Source organism: Acrocarpospora catenulata, assembly GCF_018476525.1.
Taxonomy (GTDB): Bacteria; Actinomycetota; Actinomycetes; order Streptosporangiales; family Streptosporangiaceae; genus Acrocarpospora; species Acrocarpospora catenulata.
On sequence record NZ_JAHCST010000047.1, the window covers coordinates 21158 to 40989 of the forward strand.

Here is a 19832-nt window from a genome sequence, read left to right on the forward strand (position 1 = left end):
AGCAGATATCAGGAGAATTCGGCGAGGGTGCGCTCGGCTTCCTGGAGCCAGGAGCGGCGGGCCGCGATGGCCTCTTCGGCCTCCTTGGCCGCCTTGCTGCCGGGCTGAGCCTTGGCCAGGCGGTTCTCCAGCTGCTGGATGGACTTGCGGAGCTGGTTCACGGTGTCCTGCGCCCGCGCCCTGGCCTCGGGGTTGGAGCGCCGCCACTGCTCCTCCTCGGCCCGGCGGACCGCGTCGTCCACCTTGCGCAGGCCGCCCTCCAGCCGGTCCCGCTGCTCGCGCGGCACCGGCCCGACGGCCTCCCAGCGCTCCACCAGGGCGCGCAGGGCGCTGCGCGCGGTCCGCACGTCGGTGACGGGGAGCAGCTTCTCCGCCTCCACCAGGAGCTGGTCCTTGGCCTCGGCGTTGGCCGCGAACGAGGCGTCCCGCTCGGCGAACACCGCGGACCTGGCCTGGAAGAACTGGTCCTGGGCGCCCTTGAAGCGCGTCCACAGGTCGTCCTCGGCCTCCCGGGAGGCCCGGCCCGCCGACTTCCACTGCCGCATCAGCTCGCGGTAGGCGGCGGCGGTGGCGTTCCAGTCGGTGGAGGTGGCCAGCGCCTCCGCCTCGGCGACGATCCGCTCCTTCTGCCCGCGCACCTGGTCGCGCTGCTCGTCCAGCGAGGAGAAGTACGCCTTGCGCCGCTTGGCGAACGCGGTGCGCGCGGCGGACAGCCGCTTCCAGAGCCCGGCCTCGGTGGCCCGGTCGATGCGCTCGGCCGCCTTCCACTCCTCCACCAGCTGCCGGAGGCGCTCGCCGCCGGACTTCCAGTGGGTGGCGTCCTCGGCGATGCGCTCGGCCTCGGCGACGATCCGTTCCTTGATCTCCTTGGCCTGCGTCCTGGCCTGGTCGCGGGCGGCCCTGACCTCCTCGCGGCGCTTGCCCACCAGCTCCGACAGGGCGCCCAGGCGGTCGTTGAGCGAGGCGAGGTCGCCCACGGCGTGCGCCTCCGCCACCGCTTCGCGCAGCTTCAGGATGCTCGCCTCAGCCTGCGCGGGCGGCAGGTCGGTGCCGCGTACCCGCTGTTCCAGCAGCTGGACCTGGCCGGCCAGCTCCTCGAACTTACGGTGGAAGTAGGCCAGTGCCTCTTCCGGCTCACCGGCCTGCCAGGACCCGACGGCCCGTTCTCCCTCAGCCGTACGCACGTAGACGGTGCCGTCGTCGTCTACCCGGCCCCACGGGTCGGTGGTCACCGTGTCCTCCCGCACTCGAATCAGCCTCCAGGGCCCAAATGTCCCTTGGTTGTATTACGTCAGCTCTTGCTGGTGATTGTCACGTCTTTGATGTCGACGGTGGTCTTGGGCTGGCCGTCCGCGCCACCGCCTTCGACCCCATCTTTGGCGATCTTGTCCACTACGTCCATGCCCTTGGTGATCGTGCCGAAGGGGGTGTAGGCGTCCTGCAGCGCCGCGTCGGTCTCATCGCCGTACACGATGAAGAACTGGCTGCCGTTGGTCCCGGGGCCGCTGTTGGCCATGGCCAGCACGCCGCGCTTGTAGCTGGCGCCGTCCAGGTTCTCGTCGGTGAAGCGGTAGCCGGGGCCGCCGCTGCCGGTGGCGGTCGGGTCGCCGCACTGGAGGACCTTGATGCCCTCGGTGGTGAGCCGGTGGCACTTGGTGTCGTTGAAGTACTTCTTCTCCGCCAGGTACTTGAACGAACCCACCGTGCAGGGGGCCTTGGCGCCGTCCAGGTCGGCCTCGATGGTGCCCACGCTGGTCTTGATGGTCATCACGGCCGGGGCCGCGTCCACCTTGGCGGGCGGCTGGCCCACGTCCTTGGCGGCCTGGCCGTCGGCCAGGAACTCACAGGTGCCGGAGGCCGGGTCGTACGCCTTCGGGCCGGCGGGAGCGCTGGCGTCGCTGCTGGGCGCGGCCTCCGGGGTGGCCGCGGCCTCGGTCGTGCCGTTGCCACCGCCCAGGAACGCCGCCGCGGCCACGATGCCGCCGATCACCACGAGGACGCCGATGCTGGTGCCGATGGCCGCGGTCCGCTTGGCGGCGCGCTCTCGCTGGATGCGCGCGGCCATCTGGCGCTCGTAATGCTCGCGCGCGAGTTGCTTCTGGCGGTCCTTACCGCTGACCACTTCGTCCTCCCGACTGTCCAAGAATGACTATTGAGGTGGGCGAATCGTATCGGCACACGGGTATTGATTCGCAGCCCGCCGACCCGCACCGGTACCCTTCGGTTACATTCGCTCGCGCAATCCTTGAGACACCGAGGCTCTTCCGTTGTTCATCGCCGCGTTCCCCGCTGGGTCGTTTCAGGCAAACTGTTATGTGATCGCGCCCTCGGCCGGGGCCGAATGCGTGGTCGTCGACCCAGGTCAGGACGCTACCGGACCGCTCGACGAGGTGTTGCGCGAGCACCGGCTGAAGCCCGTCGCGGTGGTGCTGACGCACGGTCACCTGGACCACGTGTGGTCGGTGGCGCCGGTCTGCGGCGCCCGAGATATTCCTGCATGGATTCATCCGGACGACCGCGCGCTGCTCTCCGATCCCGCCAAGGGCATCTCTGCCCAGGCTACCCAGCTGTTCGGAGGGCTGGAACTGAGCGAGCCCGACGACGTCCGGGAGCTCACCGACGGGGCCACGCTGAAGCTGGCCGGTCTTGAGCTGACCGTCGACCACCGGCCCGGCCATACCCGAGGGTCGGTGACGTTCCGTTTGCCCGAGAGTGGGGAGCTCCCCTCGATCCTGTTCTCGGGTGACCTGCTGTTCGCCGGCTCCATCGGGAGGACCGATCTGCCGGGCGGCGACCACGCGGCCATGCTGCGCAGCCTCGCCGCCACCATGACGCTGCCGGACGAGACGGCCGTGCTGCCCGGTCACGGGCCGCAGACCACCATCGGCCACGAGCGGGTGAGAAATCCGTACCTTACGGATCTGCCGCCCGCGCGCGGCCCGCACAGGGGACTTTAGGCTTCACAGCACAGGGGAATTCTGATGACTTTTCAGGCGCCCAAGGGCACCTTCGACTGGATGCCGCCGCGCTCGGAGCGGGCTCTCGCCGTCCGCGACGCGCTGGCCGGCCCGGTCCGCCGCGCCGGGTACGGCTACATCGAGACGCCCGCCTTCGAGGACACCGGCCTGTTCTCCCGGGGAGTCGGCGAGTCCACCGACATCGTCACCAAGGAGATGTACACCTTCCTCGACAAGGGCGGGCGCTCCATCACGCTCCGCCCGGAGGGCACCGCCTCGGTGATGCGCGCGGTGATCGAGCACGGCCTGCCCGGCGGCCCGCTCCCGGTCAAGCTCTGGTACTCCGGCAGCTACTACCGGTACGAGCGCGCCCAGAAGGGCCGCTACCGGCACTTCTCCCAGGTCGGCGCGGAGGTCATCGGGGCCGAGGACCCGGCCCTGGACGCCGAGCTGATCGTGCTGGCCATGGACGGCTACGCGGCGCTCGGCCTGACCGGGGTGCGGCTGCTGCTCAACTCGCTCGGCTGCGCCCAGTGCCGCCCGGCCTACCGGAGCGCGCTCCAGGACTTCCTGCGCGGCCTCGACCTGGACGAGCAGACCCGCCAGCGCATCGAGATCAACCCGCTCCGGGTGCTGGACGACAAGCGTCCCGAGGTGCAGGCCCAGCTGGCGGGGGCGCCGCTGGTGACCGACCACCTCTGCGCGGCCTGCAAGGCCTACCACGAGGAGGTCCGGGCGCTGCTGACCGGTTCCGGGGTGGCCTTCGAGGACGATCCGCGGCTGGTCCGCGGGCTGGACTACTACACCAGGACCACCTTCGAGTTCCTGCACGACGGGCTGGGGGCGCAGTCCGCGGTGGGCGGCGGGGGCCGCTACGACGGGCTGAGCGAGATGATCGGGGGCCCGCCGCTGCCGAGCGTCGGCTGGGCGCTCGGGGTGGACCGCACCGTGCTGGCGATGGAGGCCGAGGGCCTGTTCGAGGCGGTGCCGACCACGGTGGAGGTGTTCGGGGTGCCGCTCGGCGAGGAGGCCAGGCGGGTGATCTTCGGCCTGGTGGCCGATCTGCGCCGGGCCGGGATCTCGGCCGACATGGCGTTCGGGGGGCGTGGGGTCAAGGGGGCCATGAAGGCCGCCGACCGCAGCGGGGCACGGTTCGCGCTGATCCTGGGGGACCGGGATCTGGCGTCGGGAGCCGTACAACTGAAGGAACTGTCCACTGCCGAGCAGACCGCGGTGCCGCTTGCCGAGGTCGTCGACACCCTGAAAGGGAAACTCTCGTGATCCGCACCCACGGAGCAGGAACGCTCCGCCCGGAGCACGCCGGCCAGCAGGTGACGCTGGCCGGCTGGGTAGCCCGCCGCCGTGACCACGGCGGCGTGGTCTTCATCGACCTGCGCGACGCCTCCGGCTCCGCCCAGGTCGTCTTCCGCGAGGAGGACGACGCGCACGGGCTGCGCTCGGAGTACTGCGTGAAGGTGACCGGCGAGGTCCGGACGCGCCCCGCGGGCAACGAGAACCCCGACCTGCCGACCGGCGGCGTCGAGGTGGTGGCCACCTCCGTGGAGGTGCTCAGCGAGGCCGCGCCGCTGCCGTTCCCGATCGAGGGCAACACCGAGGTGTCGGAGGAGTCCCGGCTGCGCTACCGGTACCTGGACATCCGGCGGCAGCAGGCGGGCGACGCGCTGCGCACCCGCTCCCGGGCCACCTACCTGGTGCACGAGGTCATGCGGGAGCGGGACTTCGTCTACGTGGAGACCCCCAACCTGACCCGCTCCACCCCCGAGGGCGCCCGCGACTTCCTGGTCCCGGTCCGGCTCCAGCCCGGCAACTGGTACGCGCTGCCACAGTCCCCCCAGCTGTTCAAGCAGCTGCTCATGGTGGCCGGACTGGAGCGCTACTACCAGCTGACCAAGTGCTTCCGCGACGAGGACCTGCGGGCCGACCGCCAGCCCGAGTTCACCCAGATCGACATCGAGATGTCCTTCGTGGACCAGGACGACGTGATGGAGCTGGGCGAGGCCATCATCGGCCGCGTCTGGAAGGAGACGCTCGGCTACGAGCTGCCTTCCCCGCTGCCCAGGATGACCTACGCCGACGCGATGGCCAGGTACGGCTCCGACAAGCCCGACCTGCGCTTCGGCTGCGAGCTCGCCGACCTGACCGAGTACTTCTCCGGCACGACCTTCCGGGTCTTCCAGGCGCCGTACGTGGGGGCCGTGGTGATGCCGGGCGGGGCCGCCCAGACCCGCAAGGAGCTGGACGGCTGGCAGGACTGGGCCCGCTCGCGCGGCGCCCGCGGCCTGGCGTACGTGCTGGTCCAGGAGGACGGGTTCGGCGGCCCGGTGGCCAAGAACCTGTCGGAGACCGAGCTGGGCGGCCTGGCCGAGGCGACCGGGGCCAAGCCCGGCGACGCGGTCTTCTTCGCGGCCGGCGACCGGCACGAGTCCAGGGAGCTGCTCGGCGCGGCCCGGCTGGAGATCGGCCGCCGGTGCGGCCTGATCGACGAGTCCGCCTGGTCGTTCCTGTGGGTGGTGGACGCCCCCATGTTCGAGCCGGACGGCGAGGGCGGCTGGACGGCGGTGCACCACCCGTTCACCGGCCCCAAGCCGGAGTACGCCGACACCTTCCAGGACAACCCGGGCGAGGCCCTGGCCTACGCCTACGACATGGTCTGCAACGGCATGGAGATCGGCGGCGGCTCGGTCCGTATCCACCGGGCCGAGATGCAGCAGCGGGTCTTCGAGGTGCTGGGCATCTCCAAGGAGGAGGCGGAGAGCAAGTTCGGCTTCCTGCTTGAGGCGTTCAAGTACGGCCCGCCCCCGCACGGCGGCATCGCCTACGGCTGGGACCGGGTCTGCATGCTGCTGACCGGCAGCGAGTCGATCCGGGACGTGATCGCCTTCCCGAAGACGGCCTCCGGCTTCGACCCGCTGACCGGCGCGCCGACCCCGATCACGGCCGAGCAGCGCAAGGAGGCCGGGGTGGACGCCAAGCCCCGCGCCCAGGAGCCCGCTCCCGCCTGACAAGCTCACCTGAAGCCCCGGGGTTCGCCCCCCGGGGCTTCAGCGTTGGTGCCCTACCGCGCCGAGGAAACCCGCCTTGTCCCAGTCCGGGAGGACGTCGTACTCGGGCCGCCAGGCCTCCACCGGGACCAGGCCGGGCTCCAGGAGCTCCAGGCCGTCGAAATAGGCCAGGATCTGCTCAGGACTCCGAGGTGTGAGGTTGCCTGCCTTGGTGGCCTTGTAGGCGTCCCGGACGAGGGCTTCGTCCTGCTTGCTCACCCGCCCGGCGTGGCCGTGCGAGATGATCACGTAGCTGCCGGGCGCCAGCCGCTCCCTGAGCTGGGCGACGATGGCGGCGGCCTCCTCGTCGTCGGCCACGAAGTGCAGCACGGCCAGCAGGAGCAGCGCCACCGGCTGGGAGAAGTCCAGCCGGGAGCGGACCTCGGGGTGGTCCAGCAGGGTCTTGGGCTCGCGCAGGTCGGCCTGGACCACGGTGGTGAGCGGGTTCTCGGCCAGCAGGGCGCGGCCGTGCGCCAGCACGATCGGGTCGTTGTCCACGTAGACCACCCGGGAGTCGGGGGCGGTCTGCTGGGCCACCTGGTGCACGTTCTCCCGGGTGGGCAGCCCGGAGCCGATGTCCAGGAACTGCCGCACCCCGGCGTCGGCCACCAGCCGGACCGAGCGGGACAGGAAGGCGCGGTTGTCCCGGGTGAAGTCCCGCACGTACGGCATGACGGCGAGGATGTGGTCGGCGGCCTCCCGGTCGGCGGCGAAGTTGTCCTTGCCGCCGAGATAGTAGTCATACATCCGGGCCACACTCGGCACATGGGGGTTGATCACCCAGGCCGGAGCCTGCTCGTGGTCGGTCACATCCTCGCCTTAGGTCACGACTTTTCCGGAACTTGCGTGAAATGGTACGGCCCGCTGGTGGTGCGAACCGTACCAGACACCAGTGTCATCAGAACGGTCAGAAACGCCGGTCAGAAACGGACGGGGAGGGCGTTCAGCCCCCGCGTCACCGCGCCGGTGATCTTGTACTTGATCTGCTCGAGCGGCGCCCCCAGCTCAAGGCCGGGAAACCGCTCCAGCAGCGTGCCGATCGCGATCTGTCCCTCCAGCCGGGCCAGCGGCGCCCCCAGGCAGTAGTGGATGCCGTGCCCGAAGGCCAGGTGCCGGTTGTCGGAGCGGGTGATGTCCAGCTGCCCGGGGTCGGTGAAGACGGCGGGGTCGTGCGCGAGCGCCCCCAGCGAGATGTGCACCATGCTCCCGGCCGGGATGGTCACCCCGCCGAGCTCGAGCTCCTCGGCGGCGAACCGGGGAGTGGAGCGCTCGACCGGGCCGTCGTACCGGAGGAACTCCTCGATGGCCGAGGGCAGCAGGGTGGGGTCGTCGCGGAGCAGCTTCAGCTGGTCCGGGTTGCGCAGCAGCGCGAACACGCCGTTGGAGATCAGGTTGACCGTGGTCTCGTGTCCGGCGATCATCAGCAGGCTGAGCGTGGAGAGCATCTCCTTGTCGGTCAGCCCGCCCTCCTCGTGCACGGCCAGCAGCCCGCTGATCAGGTCGTCGCCCGGCTCGGCCCGGCGCCGCTCGATCATCTCGGCGAAGTACTCGTTGGTCTCCCTGGTGGCCTGCGCCCGGGAGCGCTTGTCCTCCTCCGAGTACCCCGGGTTGATCAGCAGGGTCGACCAGTCGCGGAGCCGGTCACGGTCCTCGACCGGCACCCCGAGCAGCTCGGAGATGACGATGATCGGCAACGGGAAGGCGAGCGCCTCGATCAGGTCCGCCTCGCCGTGCGGCGCCATCGCGTCGAGGAGTTCGTCGGTGAGCTGCTGGACGCGCGGCCGGAGCGCCTCCACCCGGCGGGCCGTGAACGCCTTGGAGACCAGCTTCCTGAGCCGGGTGTGGTCGGGGGGATCGGCGGTCAGCATGTTGGCGTCGAAGACGATCTCGTCCTCGCCGGTGGTCCGCCGGAAGTAGTCGCGGTAGTACTCGACGCTCTTGGAGAGCCGGGGGTCGGTCAGGGCCGCGCGGCCCAGCTCGTGGTCGATAACGATGAACGCCGTGAAGCCGGGCGGGAAGTCGATCGGGTGGACGGGACCGAGATCCCGGATGGCGTCGTAGGCACGGTAAGGGTCGGCGCCGAACGCGGGCGTGAGCACGAACTCGAACGGGAGTTTTTCTGGCACGTGTGCCGCTCCTCGGTAGGGGGTTCAGTACCTTTCATGATCCCCTACCGAGGGCGGCGATGGGCGGGCTAGCGGACGATCACGTCCTTAATCTCGACGCGGATCTTGGGCGCGTTGGAGCCGCCTTCGTCGCTGGTGATGTCGATCCCGTCCTTGGCGGTGTTCACCCCGCCGGCGGCCACCTTGTCCACGATGTCCATGCCCTTGACCACCACGCCGAACGGCGTGTACGCGGCCGGCAGCTGGGCGTTCTCGTCGTTGTAGGAGATCGCGAACTGGCTGCCGTTGGAGTTGGCGGCGTCCCCGCCCTGGGCCATGAAGACCACTCCGCGCACGTACTGCGGCCCGAGGTTCTCGTCCGGGAACAGGTAGCCGGGGCCGCCGGTGCCGTCGGTCAGGTTCTCCCCGTCGCCCTTGGCCTGCGGGTCGCCGCACTGCAGCAGGTAGATCCCGTTGGTCTCGGCGGTGGTGAGCCGGTGGCAGACGGTGTTGTCGAAGTAGTTCTTGGAGGCCAGGAACGCGAAGGAGTTCACCGTGCACGGCGTGTACGGGGTGAGCTCGATCACGATGTCGCCCAGGTTGGTCTTGATCGTCATGTTCTTGGCCCGCAGCGAGGCCTTGGTGGGCTTCTTCGGCGGGAAGCCGACGAACTTGGCCGGGCTGCCGGTGTCGTCCTTGCGGTACTCGCAGGTCACCTTGCTGGGGTCCTGCGGCTCCGCGGAGGCGCTCGGCTCGGCCAGTTCCGAGGGGACCGCCGAGACCTCGGCGTCGGGCGTGGGGGTGGCGGAGATCGAGCTCTCGGCCCCGGCGTTGGTGCTCGCGTCGCCACCGCTACAGGCCGTCAGGACGAGCAGCGAGAGGATCGTCAGCCCGACGCCGAGGGTGGTGCCGCGCCTCTTCGCGAGCCGATGCGCGTGCTTCTGCCGAATCGTGTCGGTCACCGCTATGCCTTCCCGAAAAATTAACGTTGTCTGACCAGTGCGATGCGCAACTCTATCCGCGTTCCTGTTCGGTTCGCGTAAGACAGGCCCCCGCGGCCCCGTCCGCACCGATGGCCCCGTTAGTCACGATCTTTGCGGCGATCGGGGGGCCGATTAGCATTGTGTGGGTGACGAGTGGGTCATACCTCCGCTTTCCCCACATTCACCGTGACCTCCTGACGTTTGTCGCGGAAGACGACGTGTGGATCGCTCCGCTGGACGGGGGCCGCGCCTGGCGGCTCACCATCGACCGCGTCCGCGCCGCCCAACCACGGATCTCCCCGGACGGCACCAGGGTGGCCTGGACCAGCTGGCGCGACTCCGATCCCGAGGTGCACATCGCCCCCGTGGCGGGTGGGGCGGCCACCCGCGTGACGTACTGGGCCAACTACCGGACACGGGTGCGCGGCTGGGCCGACCCGGCCACCGTGCTGGCCACCGCCTCGCACGACCAGCCGTTCCACTTCTGGACCTGGGCCTACCGGGTGCCGGTGGACGGGGGAGCGGCCACCCGCCTGCCGTACGGGCCGGTGTCGGACCTGCACGTGGCCGACGGCCGTACGGTGCTGCTCACCGGGTCGGCCAGCCACGATCCCGCGCACTGGAAGCGGTACCGGGGCGGCGGAACCGGGCGGCTCTGGCTGGACGGCGAGCGCGTCCCGCTGCCCGGCGTGGACGGGCAGCTGGCCGCGCCGATGCTGGTCGGCGGCCGGATCGTGTTCCTCTCCGACCACGAGGGCAGCGGCAACCTGTACTCGTGCGCGCCGGACGGCACCGACCTGGTCCGGCACACCGCGCACACCGACTTCTACGCCCGCCAGGCCGCCACCGACGGCGAGCGCGTCGTGTACGCCAGGGCGGGCGAACTCTGGCTGCTGCCCGACCTGGACGGCAGCCCTCCGGAGCGGCTCCAGGTGACCCTCGGCGGGGCCGGGCGGGGGCGGCAGCCGTACCCCGCCCACGTGTACGTGCGGGACCTGGCCTGCGACACCACCGGCCGGGCCAGCGCGGTCGAGGTGGCCGGCACCGTGCACTGGCTCACCCACGAGGACGGCCCCGCCCGCGCGCTCTCCGACCGGCCCGGCGTGCGCGCCCGGCTGCCGATCGTGCTCGGCGCCCACGAGCCGCCCGAGGAGGAGGAGAAGGCCGACAACAGCGAGGCGGAAGAGACCGAGGAGGACACCGACAAGCCCAAGAAGCTGGGCAAGCGGATCAACGGCCCCGCCGCCTGGGTCTCCGACGCCACCGGCGAGGACGCCATCGAGCTGGCCGAGCCCGGCGGCACGGTGCGCACCATCGCGGCCGGTCAGCTGGGCCGGGTGCTCCGCATGGAAGCCGCCCCAGACGGCTCGCTGATCGCGGTCGCCGCGCACGACGGCCGTCTGCTCCTGGTCCGGGTGGCCACCGGCGAGGTGGCCGAGCTCACCCGCACCGAGCACGGCCGGATCAGCGGCCTGGGCTTCGACCCGCGCTCGGAGTGGCTGGTCTGGTGCCATCCCGTCGAAGGCGGCTCCGCCGCCATCCGGATGGCCAAGCTGCCCGAGTGGACCGACGAGACGCCCTTCGAGGCGCCCGCCGTCGTGGAGGTCACCGACGGCAGGTTCGTCGACACCTGGCCCGCCTTCACCGCCGACGGCCGCAACCTCGCCTTCCTGTCCAGACGCGGCTTCGACACCGTCTACGACGTGCACAGCTTCGACCTGTCCTTCCAGCTCGGCTCCCGGCCCTACCTGCTGCCGCTGGCCGCCGACGCGCCCAACCCGTTCGCCCCCTCGGTGGGCGGGCGCCCGGTGGACAGCCCCAACGGCGACACCCCCGTCGAGATCAGCGTCGACGGCCTGGCCGGCCGGATCATCGCCCTGCCGGTGCCCGAGGCCCGCTACTACGGCCTGCGCCCGGTCAAGGGCGGCCTGGTCTGGCTGCGCTGGCAGCCCGGGGAGCACCCCGCCCTGGAACGCTTCGACCTGGAGAAACGAAAGGCCGAGGAGCTCTCGGACGCGGTGGACGACTTCTCGGTGAGCGGCGACGGCGCCCGCATCGTGGTGGTGGACGGCCACGAGGTACGGGTGATCTCCGGCACCGCCAAGAACGGCGACACCGTCAGCGTGGACCTGTCCCGGCTGCGCGTCGAGGTGGACCCGGTACGCCGCTGGCGCCAGTCCTACGCCGAGGCCGGCCGGATCGTCCGCGACCACTTCTGGGTGGCCGACATGGCCGGGGTGGACTGGCCGGGCGTGCTGGACACCTACCGCCCCTGGCTGGACCGCATCGCCGGCGCCGACGACTTCGCCGACCTGCTCGCCGAGGCGGTCGGCGAACTGGGCGCCTCGCACGCGTACGTGCACGGCCGCGTCCGGGGCTCCGGCCGGTACGTCGGCATGCTCGGCGCCGACCTGGCCCCCGACACCGACGGCCTCTGGCGGATCCGCCGCATCTACCCGGCCGAGCTCTCCGACCCCTACGCCCGCTCCCCGCTCCAGGGCACCGGGGTCCGCCCGGGGGACGCCCTGCTGGCGGTGGACGGCCGCCCGGTGGACCCGCGCCGGGGCCCGGCCGAACTGCTGGTGGAGACCGCGGAACGGACCGTGGAGCTCACCATCGAGTCCGGCGGCACGGTCAAGCGGGTCGCCGTGGTCCCCGTCATCGACGACGTCCAGCTGCGCTACCACGCCTGGGTGGGGGAGCGCAGGGCCCGCGTGCGGCGGCTGTCCGACGGCCGCGTGGGCTACCTGCACGTGCCCGACATGGGCCCCTCCGGCTGGGCCCAGCTCCACCGCGACCTGACCAGGGAACTGGCCAGGGACGGCGTGGTGGTGGACGTGCGCGGCAACCGCGGCGGCCACACCTCCCAGCTGGTGGTGGAGAAGCTGTCCCGGCGCATCGTCGGCTGGAACATCTCCCGGCGGCGCGAGCCGGTCAGCTACCCACGGGACGCCCCGCGCGGCCCCGTGGTGGTCGTCTGCGACGAGGAGACCTGCTCGGACGGCGACGTGATCACCGCCGCCGTGCAGTCGCTCGGCCTCGGCCCGGTGGTGGGCGCCCGCACCTGGGGCGGGGTGATCGGCATCGACGGCTGGCACCTGCTCGGCGACGGCACCATGATGACCGTGCCCGGGTACGCGTACTGGATCGGGAACTACGGCTGGGAACTGGAGAACCGGGGCGCCACCCCCGACCAGGAGGTGCTCATCACGCCCACCGACTGGTCCCGCGGCGCCGACCCCCAGCTCGACACCGCCGTACGGCTGGCCCTGGACGCGCTGGCCGGGCAGCCGGCCGGGGGTCCCCCCGATCCCGCCACCCGGCCCTTCCGGGGTCGTTACTAATGGGAAACCTGCTCATCAGACTGCCATTAGTAGCCCACCGCGACGGGGTCCTTCGGGGTGTCGTCCTCGCGCAGGCCGTACCGGTCGTACAGGCGGCGCAGCGGGCCCGGCGCCCACCAGTTCCACCGGCCAAGCAGCGTCATCGTGGCGGGCACCAGCAGGCAGCGGACCAGGGTGGCGTCCACCGCGATGGCGATGGCCAGGGCCAGGCCGAGTTCCTTGATGCCGATCATCTGCCCGGCCGCGAACCCGCCGAACACCACCACCATGACCAGCGCCGCCGAGGTGATGATCTTCCCGGACCGCTGCAGGCCGACCACCACCGCCCGATCGCTGGACAGGCCGCCGTCGTAGAACTCCTTGATCCGGGCCAGCAGGAACACCTCGTAGTCCATGGACAGCCCGAAGGCGAACATGAACACCAGCACCGGCACCCAGGTCTCCAGCCGGCCGGTCGGGGTGAACCCGAGCACCTCCGCCAGCCAGCCGTCCTGAAATATCAGGACGATGGCGCCGAAGGCCGCGCCGAGCGAGAGCGTGTTCATGATCAGCGCCTTCAGCGGCACCAGCACCGACCCGGTGAGCAGGAACAGCATCACGAACGTGCCCAGCGCCACCACGCCGATCGCCCACGGCAGCCGGTTGGCCATCTCGGCCCGGAAGTCGATCAACCCGGCCGCGCTGCCGGTGAGGTAGGTGGGGAAGTCAGGACGGTGGGCGCGCAGCCAGGTCACCGCGTCCTGGGCCGCCTCGTCCCGGCCGGTGCCCGTCGTGTGCACCTCGGCGACCGCCAGGTCGGGGGCCAGCTGCCGCGCCGGGCTCACCGAGGACAGGTTCGGGACCTCGCCCAGCGTGTCCAGGTAGCCCTGTAACCCGGCCTGCGAGGTGCGGGCCACCACCTGGATGGGGGCAGACCCCTGGTCAGGGAACCGGGCCAGCATGAGGTCGGACGCCTGGCGGCTCTCGAAACTGGTCGGCAGCAGCTCCGCCCCGCCGTTGCCGAAGCGCACGCCCAGGAACGGCAGCGCCGAGACCGCCAGCACCAGCGCCACCACCCCCGCCGTACGGCCGGGCCGCCGCTGCACCCACCGGGCCAGCCGGGCGAACCGGCCCTCGTCGGCGGCCTCGCGCTGCGCCTTGATCCGCCCGCCGAACACGCCGAGCAGGGCAGGGGTCAGCGTCAGCGAGGCCAGCACCGCCACCGCCACCACGCTCACCCCGGCCGCGCCGATCGCGTGGTAGAAGGGCGACTGGAAGACGAACAGACCGCCCAGCGACACCCCGACGATGACCGCCGAGTAGCCGACCGCCCGCCCGGCGGTGGCCGCCGCCCGCTCGATCGCCTCCGGCACGTCCAGCGCCCTGCGTTCCTCCCGGAACCGGCTCACGTACAGCAGCGCGTAGTCCAGGGACAGGCCCAGGCTGAGCACCGTGGTGACCGGGATGACGTTCGGATCCAGGTCGCCCAGCGCGGAGAAGCCGTACAGGGTGAGCAGCGCCCCCGCGATCGAGCAGATCGCGCCGATCACCGGCACCCCGGCGGCCAGGAAACCCCCGAAGACCAGCACCATCACCACCAGCGCGGCCGGGATCGAGATCAGCTCGCCCACCATGGTGTCCCGGGCGACCTGCTGGTTCACCTCCCGGTTCACCAGGGCCCCGCCGCCGGCCAGCACCCGCAGGCCGGGCGCCTCGATGGCGTGCAGATGGTCCGCGATCGACGCCACGGCCGCGTTGTTCCGCTCCCGGGGCAGGTGGTTGACCAGGTCCACGATGATCAGCCCTGCCCGCCCGTCGGACGAGGTGAGGCCGGGGGTGTCCCAGGCCGTGCGCACCGTGTGCACGCCGTCGACCCGGCGCAGCTCCCCGGCCGCGGCCAGGGCCGGCCCCCGTACGGCCGCCACCGGCGGCCCGTCCAGCACGCCGATCACCCGGCCGCCGGTGGGGGAGTGCTCGTCGAGCAGCTCGGCGCCGCGCACCGACTCGAACACCGGCGAGGCGCGCTGGCCTTCAAGACGGCTGAAGACCTGGCTGCCGAACCCGAAACCCGCAAGCAGCAGCCCGACCCAGCAGACCAGGACCAGACGGCGGTGGCGGTAGCTGAAACGTCCGATAGCGGCGAACATGTCTCCGAGTCTGGCGGGATCACGCGGCCCCTGCATCCACCGGCAGGAGGACCGAGATCGTCCTACTTTCTGAGAACCTGTTGGCGATCATTTACGTATCAGGGGAAGACACAAGGAGCGCACCCATATGTTCGATGAGATTCTCGGCCTCCCCCTGCACCCCCTCGTGGTCCACGGCGCGGTCATCTTCACGCCGCTGCTGGCTGTCGTCTCCATCGCGTACGCGCTGATCCCGCGCCTGCGCCCGCGCCTGGACTGGGCGGTCGTGCTGCTCGCCCTGGCCGCCCCCGTCACCGTGTTCGTGGCCAAGGAGAGCGGCGAGTCCTTCAAGACCCGCCTGTTCCGCGACCAGACCCCGGCACCGGTCGCCGCCCACGAAGCCCTCGCCACCCCGCTGCTCATCGCCGTCATCGCACTCGGCGTGCTGGCCCTGCTGCTGGTCTACGCGGCCAACCGGTCCACCCGGAGCTCCGCAATGATCCTCAGCGCGCTCACCGTGGTGGCCGCCGCGGTCGCCGGCTACTACGTGTTCCGGGCCGGGCACACGGGCGCGACGGCGGTCTGGGGCGCCTGAGCTAGGCTCTCGGTGTGGAGAGCCTGTTCGATTCCGCGGCCAGGGAGGCCACTCCCGAGCCGCTCGCGGTCCGCATGCGCCCGCGCACCCTCGACGAGGTGATCGGCCAGCGCCACCTGCTCGGCCCCGGCACGCCCCTGCGCCGCCTGGTGGAGAGCGAGGCCCCCATGTCGCTGTTCCTGTGGGGCCCGCCAGGCACCGGCAAGACCACCCTGGCGTACGTGGTGTCCAACGTGACCCGGCGCCGTTTCGTGGAGATCTCCGCGGTCTCCGCCGGGGTCAAGGAGGTGCGCGCCGCCATCGACGCGGCCCGCAGCGAGCTGGGCCTGACCGGCCGCCAGACCGTGCTCTTCGTCGACGAGGTGCACCGCTTCAACAAGGCGCAGCAGGACGCGCTGCTGCCCGCCGTGGAGAACCGCTGGGTCACCTTCATCGGCGCCACCACCGAGAACCCGTTCTTCTCGGTCATCTCCCCGCTGCTGTCCCGCTCCCTGCTGCTCACCCTGGAACCCCTCGCCGACGCCGACATCGGTGCGGTGGTGGACCGCGCCGTGGCCGACGAGCGCGGCCTGTCCGGCCGGGCCACCCTGCACCCCGACGCCCGCGACCAGCTGGTCAGGCTGGCCGGCGGCGACGCCCGCCGCTCCCTCACCTACCTGGAGGCCGCCGCCCTGCTGGCCGACGACATCACCGTCGAGGTGGTGGAGAAGGCCGCCGACAAGGCCGCCGTGCGCTACGACCGCCAGGGCGACCAGCACTACGACGTGATCAGCGCCTTCATCAAGAGCATGCGCGGCTCCGACGCCGACGCCGCCGTGCACTACCTGGCCCGCATGGTGGAGGCCGGGGAGGACCCGCGCTTCATCGCCCGCCGCATCGTCATCTTCGCCTCCGAGGACGTCGGCCTGGCCGACCCCAGCTGCCTCCAGGTCGCGGTGGCCGCCGCCCAGGCCGTGGAGTTCATCGGCCTGCCCGAGGGCCGCATCAACCTCACCCAGGCGGTCCTGCACTGCGCCCTGGCCCCCAAGTCCAACGCCGTCGTCAAGGCCATCGGCGCCGCCGTCGACGACGTCCGCCGGGGGGCCATCGGCCACGTCCCCGCCCACCTGCGCGACGCCCACTACCCCGGCGCCCGCAAGCTCGGCCACGGCGCGGGCTACCAGTACCCGCACGACTTCGAGCACGGCCTGGTCAAGCAGGAATACGCGCCCGCCGAACTGCGCGAGCGCCGCTACTACGAGCCCACCACGCACGGCGCCGAGGCCCGGTTCGCCGAGCGGTGGGCCAGGATCCGGGCTTTCCTGCGAGGGTGAGGTCCCGCGGGCACGATAGGGTCTTGCCATTCACGCCAGGACCGTCTAAAGGCGCGTTGCTAGGAGGCCGCATGCTCACCGCGGGAGAGGTCGCGGGCCTGATCGTCGCCCTGTTCTGGGCCATCCTGGTCTGCTTCCTGGCGTACGTGCTGGTCAAGCTGGCCCGCTTACTCACCGAGACCACCCAGGCGGTGGCCCAGCTGGGGGAGCGGGTCGGGCCGCTGCTGGACGAGATCGGCCACACCGTCGCCGAGACCAACCGCCAGCTGGTCGCCGTCGAGGAGATCACCGAGAACATGCGCCACGCCAGCGGTGACGTCGCCAAGCTCACCGGGGTCGCCTCCACCCTGGTGGCCACCCCGCTGGTCAAGCTCTCCTCGCTGGCCCACGGCGTGCGCGCCGCGCTCACCCGCCGCCGCCCCCGCATGCTCGGCCGGGGGCGGTCATGATCCGCCGCCTGTTCTGGCTGGGGCTCGGCGCGTACCTGGCGCTCTGGGTGGAGCGTAAACTGCGCGCATTGGCACCTGACCACCTGGCCCGGCGCACCGCCGGGGAACTGGCCGGCTTCGCCGCCGACGTCCGGGACGCCGCGCTCACCAGGGAAAACGAGTTGCGTGCCCGGTACGCCTTGGACACGCTAGGTAACAAGCGCCCTCAAACACACCACTACCACGACGTAAGGGATGGCCGCTGATATGGAGTCGGCAGAGATCGCCCGCCGCTTCCTGCGCTTCTTCGAAGAGCGCGGGCACACCGTCGTGCCCTCGGCCAGCCTGATAGCGGAGGACCCCACTCTGCTGCTGGTCCCCGCGGGCATGGTGCCGTTCAAGCCCTACTTCCTGGGCCAGCGCACGCCCCCGGCCAAGCGCCTGGCCAGCTGCCAGAAGTGCGTGCGCACCCCGGACATCGACGAGGTCGGCAAGACCACCCGGCACGCCACCTTCTTCCAGATGCTCGGCAACTTCTCCTTGGGCGACTACTTCAAGGAAGACGCCATTCCGTACGCCTGGGAGCTGCTCACCAAGCCCGAGTCCGAGGGCGGCTTCGGCTTCCCCGAGGACCGCATGTGGGTGACCGTCTACCTGGACGACGACGAGGCCGCCGACATCTGGCACAAGAAGGTCGGCATCCCCGTCGAGCGCATCCAGCGCCGCGGCATGGCCGACAACTACTGGTCCATGGGCGTGCCGGGCCCCTGCGGCCCCTGCTCGGAGATCTACTACGACCGCGGCCCCGAGTACGGCGCCGAAGGCGGCCCGATCGCCGACGAGAACCGCTACCTCGAAGTGTGGAACAACGTGTTCATGCAGTTCGAGCGAGGCGCCGGCGGCACCAAGGACGACTTCCCGATCCTCGGCGACCTGCCCAGCAAGAACATCGACACCGGCATGGGCCTGGAGCGGATGGCCGCCATCCTGCAGGGCGTCGACAACATCTACGAGATCGACACCACCTACAAGATCCTCGAGCGCGCCGCCGAACTCACCAAGTCCCGCTACGGCCGCGACCCGCGCGCCGACATCAGCCTCCGGGTGGTGGCCGACCACGTGCGCACCGGCACCATGCTGGTGGCCGACGGCGTCATCCCCAGCAACGAGGGCCGGGGCTACGTGCTCCGCCGCATCCTGCGCCGCTCCATCCGCAACCTGCGCCTGCTCGGCTCCGGCGAGGACCGGTACATACACGAGCTCACCGGCGTCGCCATCGACGTGATGGGCGAGCAGTACCCCGAGCTGAAGGCGGACGCCCCGCAGATCCACGGCGTCATCGACGCCGAGGAGGCCACCTTCCTGGGCACCCTGCGCACCGGCACCGCCATCTTCGACGTGGCCGTGGAGGAGACCAAGCGCAAGGGCTCCGCCACCCTCGCGGGGGAGCAGGCGTTCCAGCTGCACGACACCTACGGCTTCCCGATCGACCTCACCCTGGAGATGGCCGCCGAGCAGGGCCTGCAGGTGGACGAGGAGGGCTTCCGGCGGCTGATGAAGGAGCAGCGCGACCGGGCCAAGGCCGACGCCAAGGCCAAGAAGACCGGCAACGCCGACATCTCGGTCTTCGGGCAGCTGCTGGAGCGCACCGGCAAGGTGGAGTTCCTCGGCTACGACCACGTCGCCGCCGAATCCGAGGTGGTCGGCGTGCTGGTGGACGGCGTGTCCGTCCCGGCGGCCGGGGCCGGCAGCACGGTGGAGGTCGTGCTGGCCCGCACCCCCTTCTACGCCGAGGGCGGCGGCCAGCTCGCCGACCAGGGCGTGATCCGCACCGACGCCGCCGAGATCGACGTGGTGGACGTGCAGACCCCGCTGGCCGGCGTGGTGGTGCACCGCGGCAAGATCAGGTCCGGCGAGCTCCGGGTCGGCGACCTGGCGCACGCGGAGATCGACATCGAGCGCCGCCGCGCCATCTCGCGCAGCCACACCGCCACCCACCTGGTGCACCGCGGCTTCCGCAACGCGCTCGGCGAGACGGCGGCCCAGGCCGGTTCGGAGAACTCGCCCGGCCGCTTCCGGTTCGACTTCACCGCGGCCGGGGCGGTCCCGCCCTCGGTGCTCCGCGACGTGGAGGACGAGGTCAACGCGATCCTCATCAACGACCTGCAGGTCAACGCCTTCCACACCTCGCAGGCCGAGGCCCGCGCCATGGGCGCGCTCGCCCTGTTCGGCGAGAAGTACGGCGACGTGGTGCGCATCGTCGAGGTCGGCGACTACTCCCGCGAGCTCTGCGGCGGCACCCACGTGGCCAGCTCAGGCCAGCTGGGCCTGGTCAAGGTGCTCGGCGAGTCCTCCATCGGCGCCGGCGTGCGCCGGGTGGAGGCCCTGGTCGGGCTGGACGCGTTCCGCTTCCTGGCCAGGGAGAGCGTGCTGGTCTCCCAGCTCAGCGAGCAGCTCAAGGCCCGCCGCGAGGAGCTCCCCGAGCGGGTGGAGGGCATCGTCACCCGGCTGCGGACCGCCGAGAAGGAGCTGGAGCGGCTGCGCTCGGCCCAGGTGCTCGCGGTGGCCGGGGAACTGGCCGCCGGCGCGGAGGACCTGTCCGGCGTCGCCCTGGTGGCGCACCGCGCGCCTGCTGGCACCACCCCCGACGACCTGCGTAAACTCGCCCTCGACGTGCGTGGTCGGTTCGCGTCCGACCGCGCTGCGGTGGTCGTCGTGGCCGGTGTCCCCTCAGACCGGCCGGTCGTGGTCGCCGCTGTGAACGAGGCGGGGCGCGGTCGTGGCCTCAAGGCTGGCCGGCTGGTCGGCGTCGCCGCCAAGGCGCTGGGGGGTGGCGGTGGCGGCAAGGACGATGTCGCGCAGGGCGGCGGAGCCCGTCCGGAGGCGATCGAGGAGGCGCTGCGCGCCGTGCGGTCGGCGGTCGCCGCGGCCCTCACATGA

The 19832-nt window shown here is 71.4% G+C and carries 15 protein-coding genes; 9 read left to right on the forward strand and 6 right to left on the reverse strand.

The features are described from left to right. Positions 1 to 8: 8 nt before the first annotated feature. Together KIP79_RS33515 and KIP79_RS33520 are read right to left on the reverse strand one after the other, a co-directional pair. The gene (locus tag KIP79_RS33515) at positions 9 to 1232 is read right to left on the reverse strand and encodes a DUF349 domain-containing protein (RefSeq protein ID WP_214108977.1); all 1224 of its coding nucleotides are present in this window, start codon (positions 1230 to 1232) and stop codon (positions 9 to 11) included. A 59-nt stretch (positions 1233 to 1291) separates the two neighbouring features. After that, positions 1292 to 2122: a peptidylprolyl isomerase gene (locus KIP79_RS33520; protein ID WP_308170031.1), complete on the reverse strand. Its 831-nt coding sequence runs from the start codon at positions 2120 to 2122 to the stop codon at positions 1292 to 1294. A 145-nt stretch (positions 2123 to 2267) separates the two neighbouring features. On the opposite strand from KIP79_RS33520, the gene KIP79_RS33525 reads away from it, so the two are divergent. The 3 genes from KIP79_RS33525 to aspS are packed head-to-tail and all read left to right on the forward strand — an operon-like array spanning position 2268 to position 5980. Beyond that, on the forward strand, positions 2268 to 2957 hold the full coding sequence (locus KIP79_RS33525) for an MBL fold metallo-hydrolase (protein ID WP_214108978.1): 690 nt from the start codon (positions 2268 to 2270) through the stop codon (positions 2955 to 2957). A 24-nt stretch (positions 2958 to 2981) separates the two neighbouring features. Next, positions 2982 to 4238, forward strand: coding sequence for a histidine--tRNA ligase (gene hisS / locus KIP79_RS33530; protein ID WP_214108979.1), 1257 nt, complete (start codon positions 2982 to 2984; stop codon positions 4236 to 4238). Next, positions 4235 to 5980: an aspartate--tRNA ligase gene (gene aspS, locus KIP79_RS33535; RefSeq protein ID WP_214108980.1), complete on the forward strand. Its 1746-nt coding sequence runs from the start codon at positions 4235 to 4237 to the stop codon at positions 5978 to 5980. The genes hisS and aspS overlap by 4 nt, the downstream gene beginning before the upstream one ends. Before the next feature lie 39 nt (positions 5981 to 6019). Here aspS and KIP79_RS33540 read toward each other — a convergent pair whose 3' ends face one another. The 3 genes from KIP79_RS33540 to KIP79_RS49765 form a co-directional block, all read right to left on the reverse strand. Further along, positions 6020 to 6829 (reverse strand): SAM-dependent methyltransferase, encoded by an 810-nt coding sequence (locus KIP79_RS33540; RefSeq protein WP_214108981.1) that lies wholly within the window; start codon positions 6827 to 6829, stop codon positions 6020 to 6022. 110 nt (positions 6830 to 6939) lie between these two features. Then, entirely contained in the window at positions 6940 to 8145 is a 1206-nt protein-coding gene (locus tag KIP79_RS47645; protein WP_214108982.1) for a cytochrome P450 family protein, read from the reverse strand. Between the two features lie 68 nt (positions 8146 to 8213). Next, positions 8214 to 9086: a peptidylprolyl isomerase gene (locus KIP79_RS49765; RefSeq protein WP_308170032.1), complete on the reverse strand. Its 873-nt coding sequence runs from the start codon at positions 9084 to 9086 to the stop codon at positions 8214 to 8216. A gap of 110 nt (positions 9087 to 9196) precedes the next feature. Between KIP79_RS49765 and KIP79_RS33555 the strand changes: the two genes are divergently transcribed. Further along, on the forward strand, positions 9197 to 12451 hold the full coding sequence (locus tag KIP79_RS33555) for a S41 family peptidase (protein ID WP_250214249.1): 3255 nt from the start codon (positions 9197 to 9199) through the stop codon (positions 12449 to 12451). 26 nt (positions 12452 to 12477) lie between these two features. Here the strand turns inward: KIP79_RS33555 and KIP79_RS33560 are convergent, their stop codons facing one another. Next, positions 12478 to 14577: an MMPL family transporter gene (locus KIP79_RS33560; RefSeq protein WP_214108984.1), complete on the reverse strand. Its 2100-nt coding sequence runs from the start codon at positions 14575 to 14577 to the stop codon at positions 12478 to 12480. A 127-nt stretch (positions 14578 to 14704) separates the two neighbouring features. On the opposite strand from KIP79_RS33560, the gene KIP79_RS33565 reads away from it, so the two are divergent. From KIP79_RS33565 to alaS, 5 genes are all read left to right on the forward strand, one after another. Further along, positions 14705 to 15151, forward strand: a complete 447-nt coding sequence (locus KIP79_RS33565; RefSeq protein WP_214108985.1) for a DUF2231 domain-containing protein — start codon at positions 14705 to 14707, stop codon at positions 15149 to 15151. A 74-nt stretch (positions 15152 to 15225) separates the two neighbouring features. Then, positions 15226 to 16464 (forward strand): replication-associated recombination protein A, encoded by a 1239-nt coding sequence (locus KIP79_RS33570; RefSeq protein ID WP_214109022.1) that lies wholly within the window; start codon positions 15226 to 15228, stop codon positions 16462 to 16464. Positions 16465 to 16535: 71 nt separating this feature from the next. Continuing rightward, complete coding sequence (locus KIP79_RS33575; protein ID WP_214108986.1) at positions 16536 to 16913, forward strand: DUF948 domain-containing protein; 378 nt, start codon at positions 16536 to 16538, stop codon at positions 16911 to 16913. Beyond that, the gene (locus KIP79_RS33580; RefSeq protein WP_214108987.1) at positions 16910 to 17158 is read left to right on the forward strand and encodes a hypothetical protein; all 249 of its coding nucleotides are present in this window, start codon (positions 16910 to 16912) and stop codon (positions 17156 to 17158) included. Before KIP79_RS33575 ends, KIP79_RS33580 begins: the two co-directional genes overlap by 4 nt. A 1-nt stretch (position 17159) precedes the next feature. Beyond that, on the forward strand, positions 17160 to 19832 hold the full coding sequence (gene alaS, locus KIP79_RS33585; protein WP_214109023.1) for an alanine--tRNA ligase: 2673 nt from the start codon (positions 17160 to 17162) through the stop codon (positions 19830 to 19832).

Excerpts from the sequence above, each read along its gene's own strand:
- hisS (WP_214108979.1), top strand. The coding sequence starts at position 2,982 with ATGACTTTTCAGGCGCCCAAGGGCACCTTCGACTGGATGCCGCCGCGC.
- KIP79_RS33555 (WP_250214249.1), top strand. The coding sequence starts at position 9,197 with ATGGCCCCGTTAGTCACGATCTTTGCGGCGATCGGGGGGCCGATTAGC.
- KIP79_RS33560 (WP_214108984.1), bottom strand. The coding sequence starts at position 14,577 with ATGTTCGCCGCTATCGGACGTTTCAGCTACCGCCACCGCCGTCTGGTC.
- KIP79_RS33565 (WP_214108985.1), top strand. The coding sequence starts at position 14,705 with ATGTTCGATGAGATTCTCGGCCTCCCCCTGCACCCCCTCGTGGTCCAC.
- KIP79_RS33570 (WP_214109022.1), top strand. The coding sequence starts at position 15,226 with ATGCGCCCGCGCACCCTCGACGAGGTGATCGGCCAGCGCCACCTGCTC.
- KIP79_RS33575 (WP_214108986.1), top strand. The coding sequence starts at position 16,536 with ATGCTCACCGCGGGAGAGGTCGCGGGCCTGATCGTCGCCCTGTTCTGG.
- KIP79_RS33580 (WP_214108987.1), top strand. The coding sequence starts at position 16,910 with ATGATCCGCCGCCTGTTCTGGCTGGGGCTCGGCGCGTACCTGGCGCTC.
- alaS (WP_214109023.1), top strand. The coding sequence starts at position 17,160 with ATGGAGTCGGCAGAGATCGCCCGCCGCTTCCTGCGCTTCTTCGAAGAG.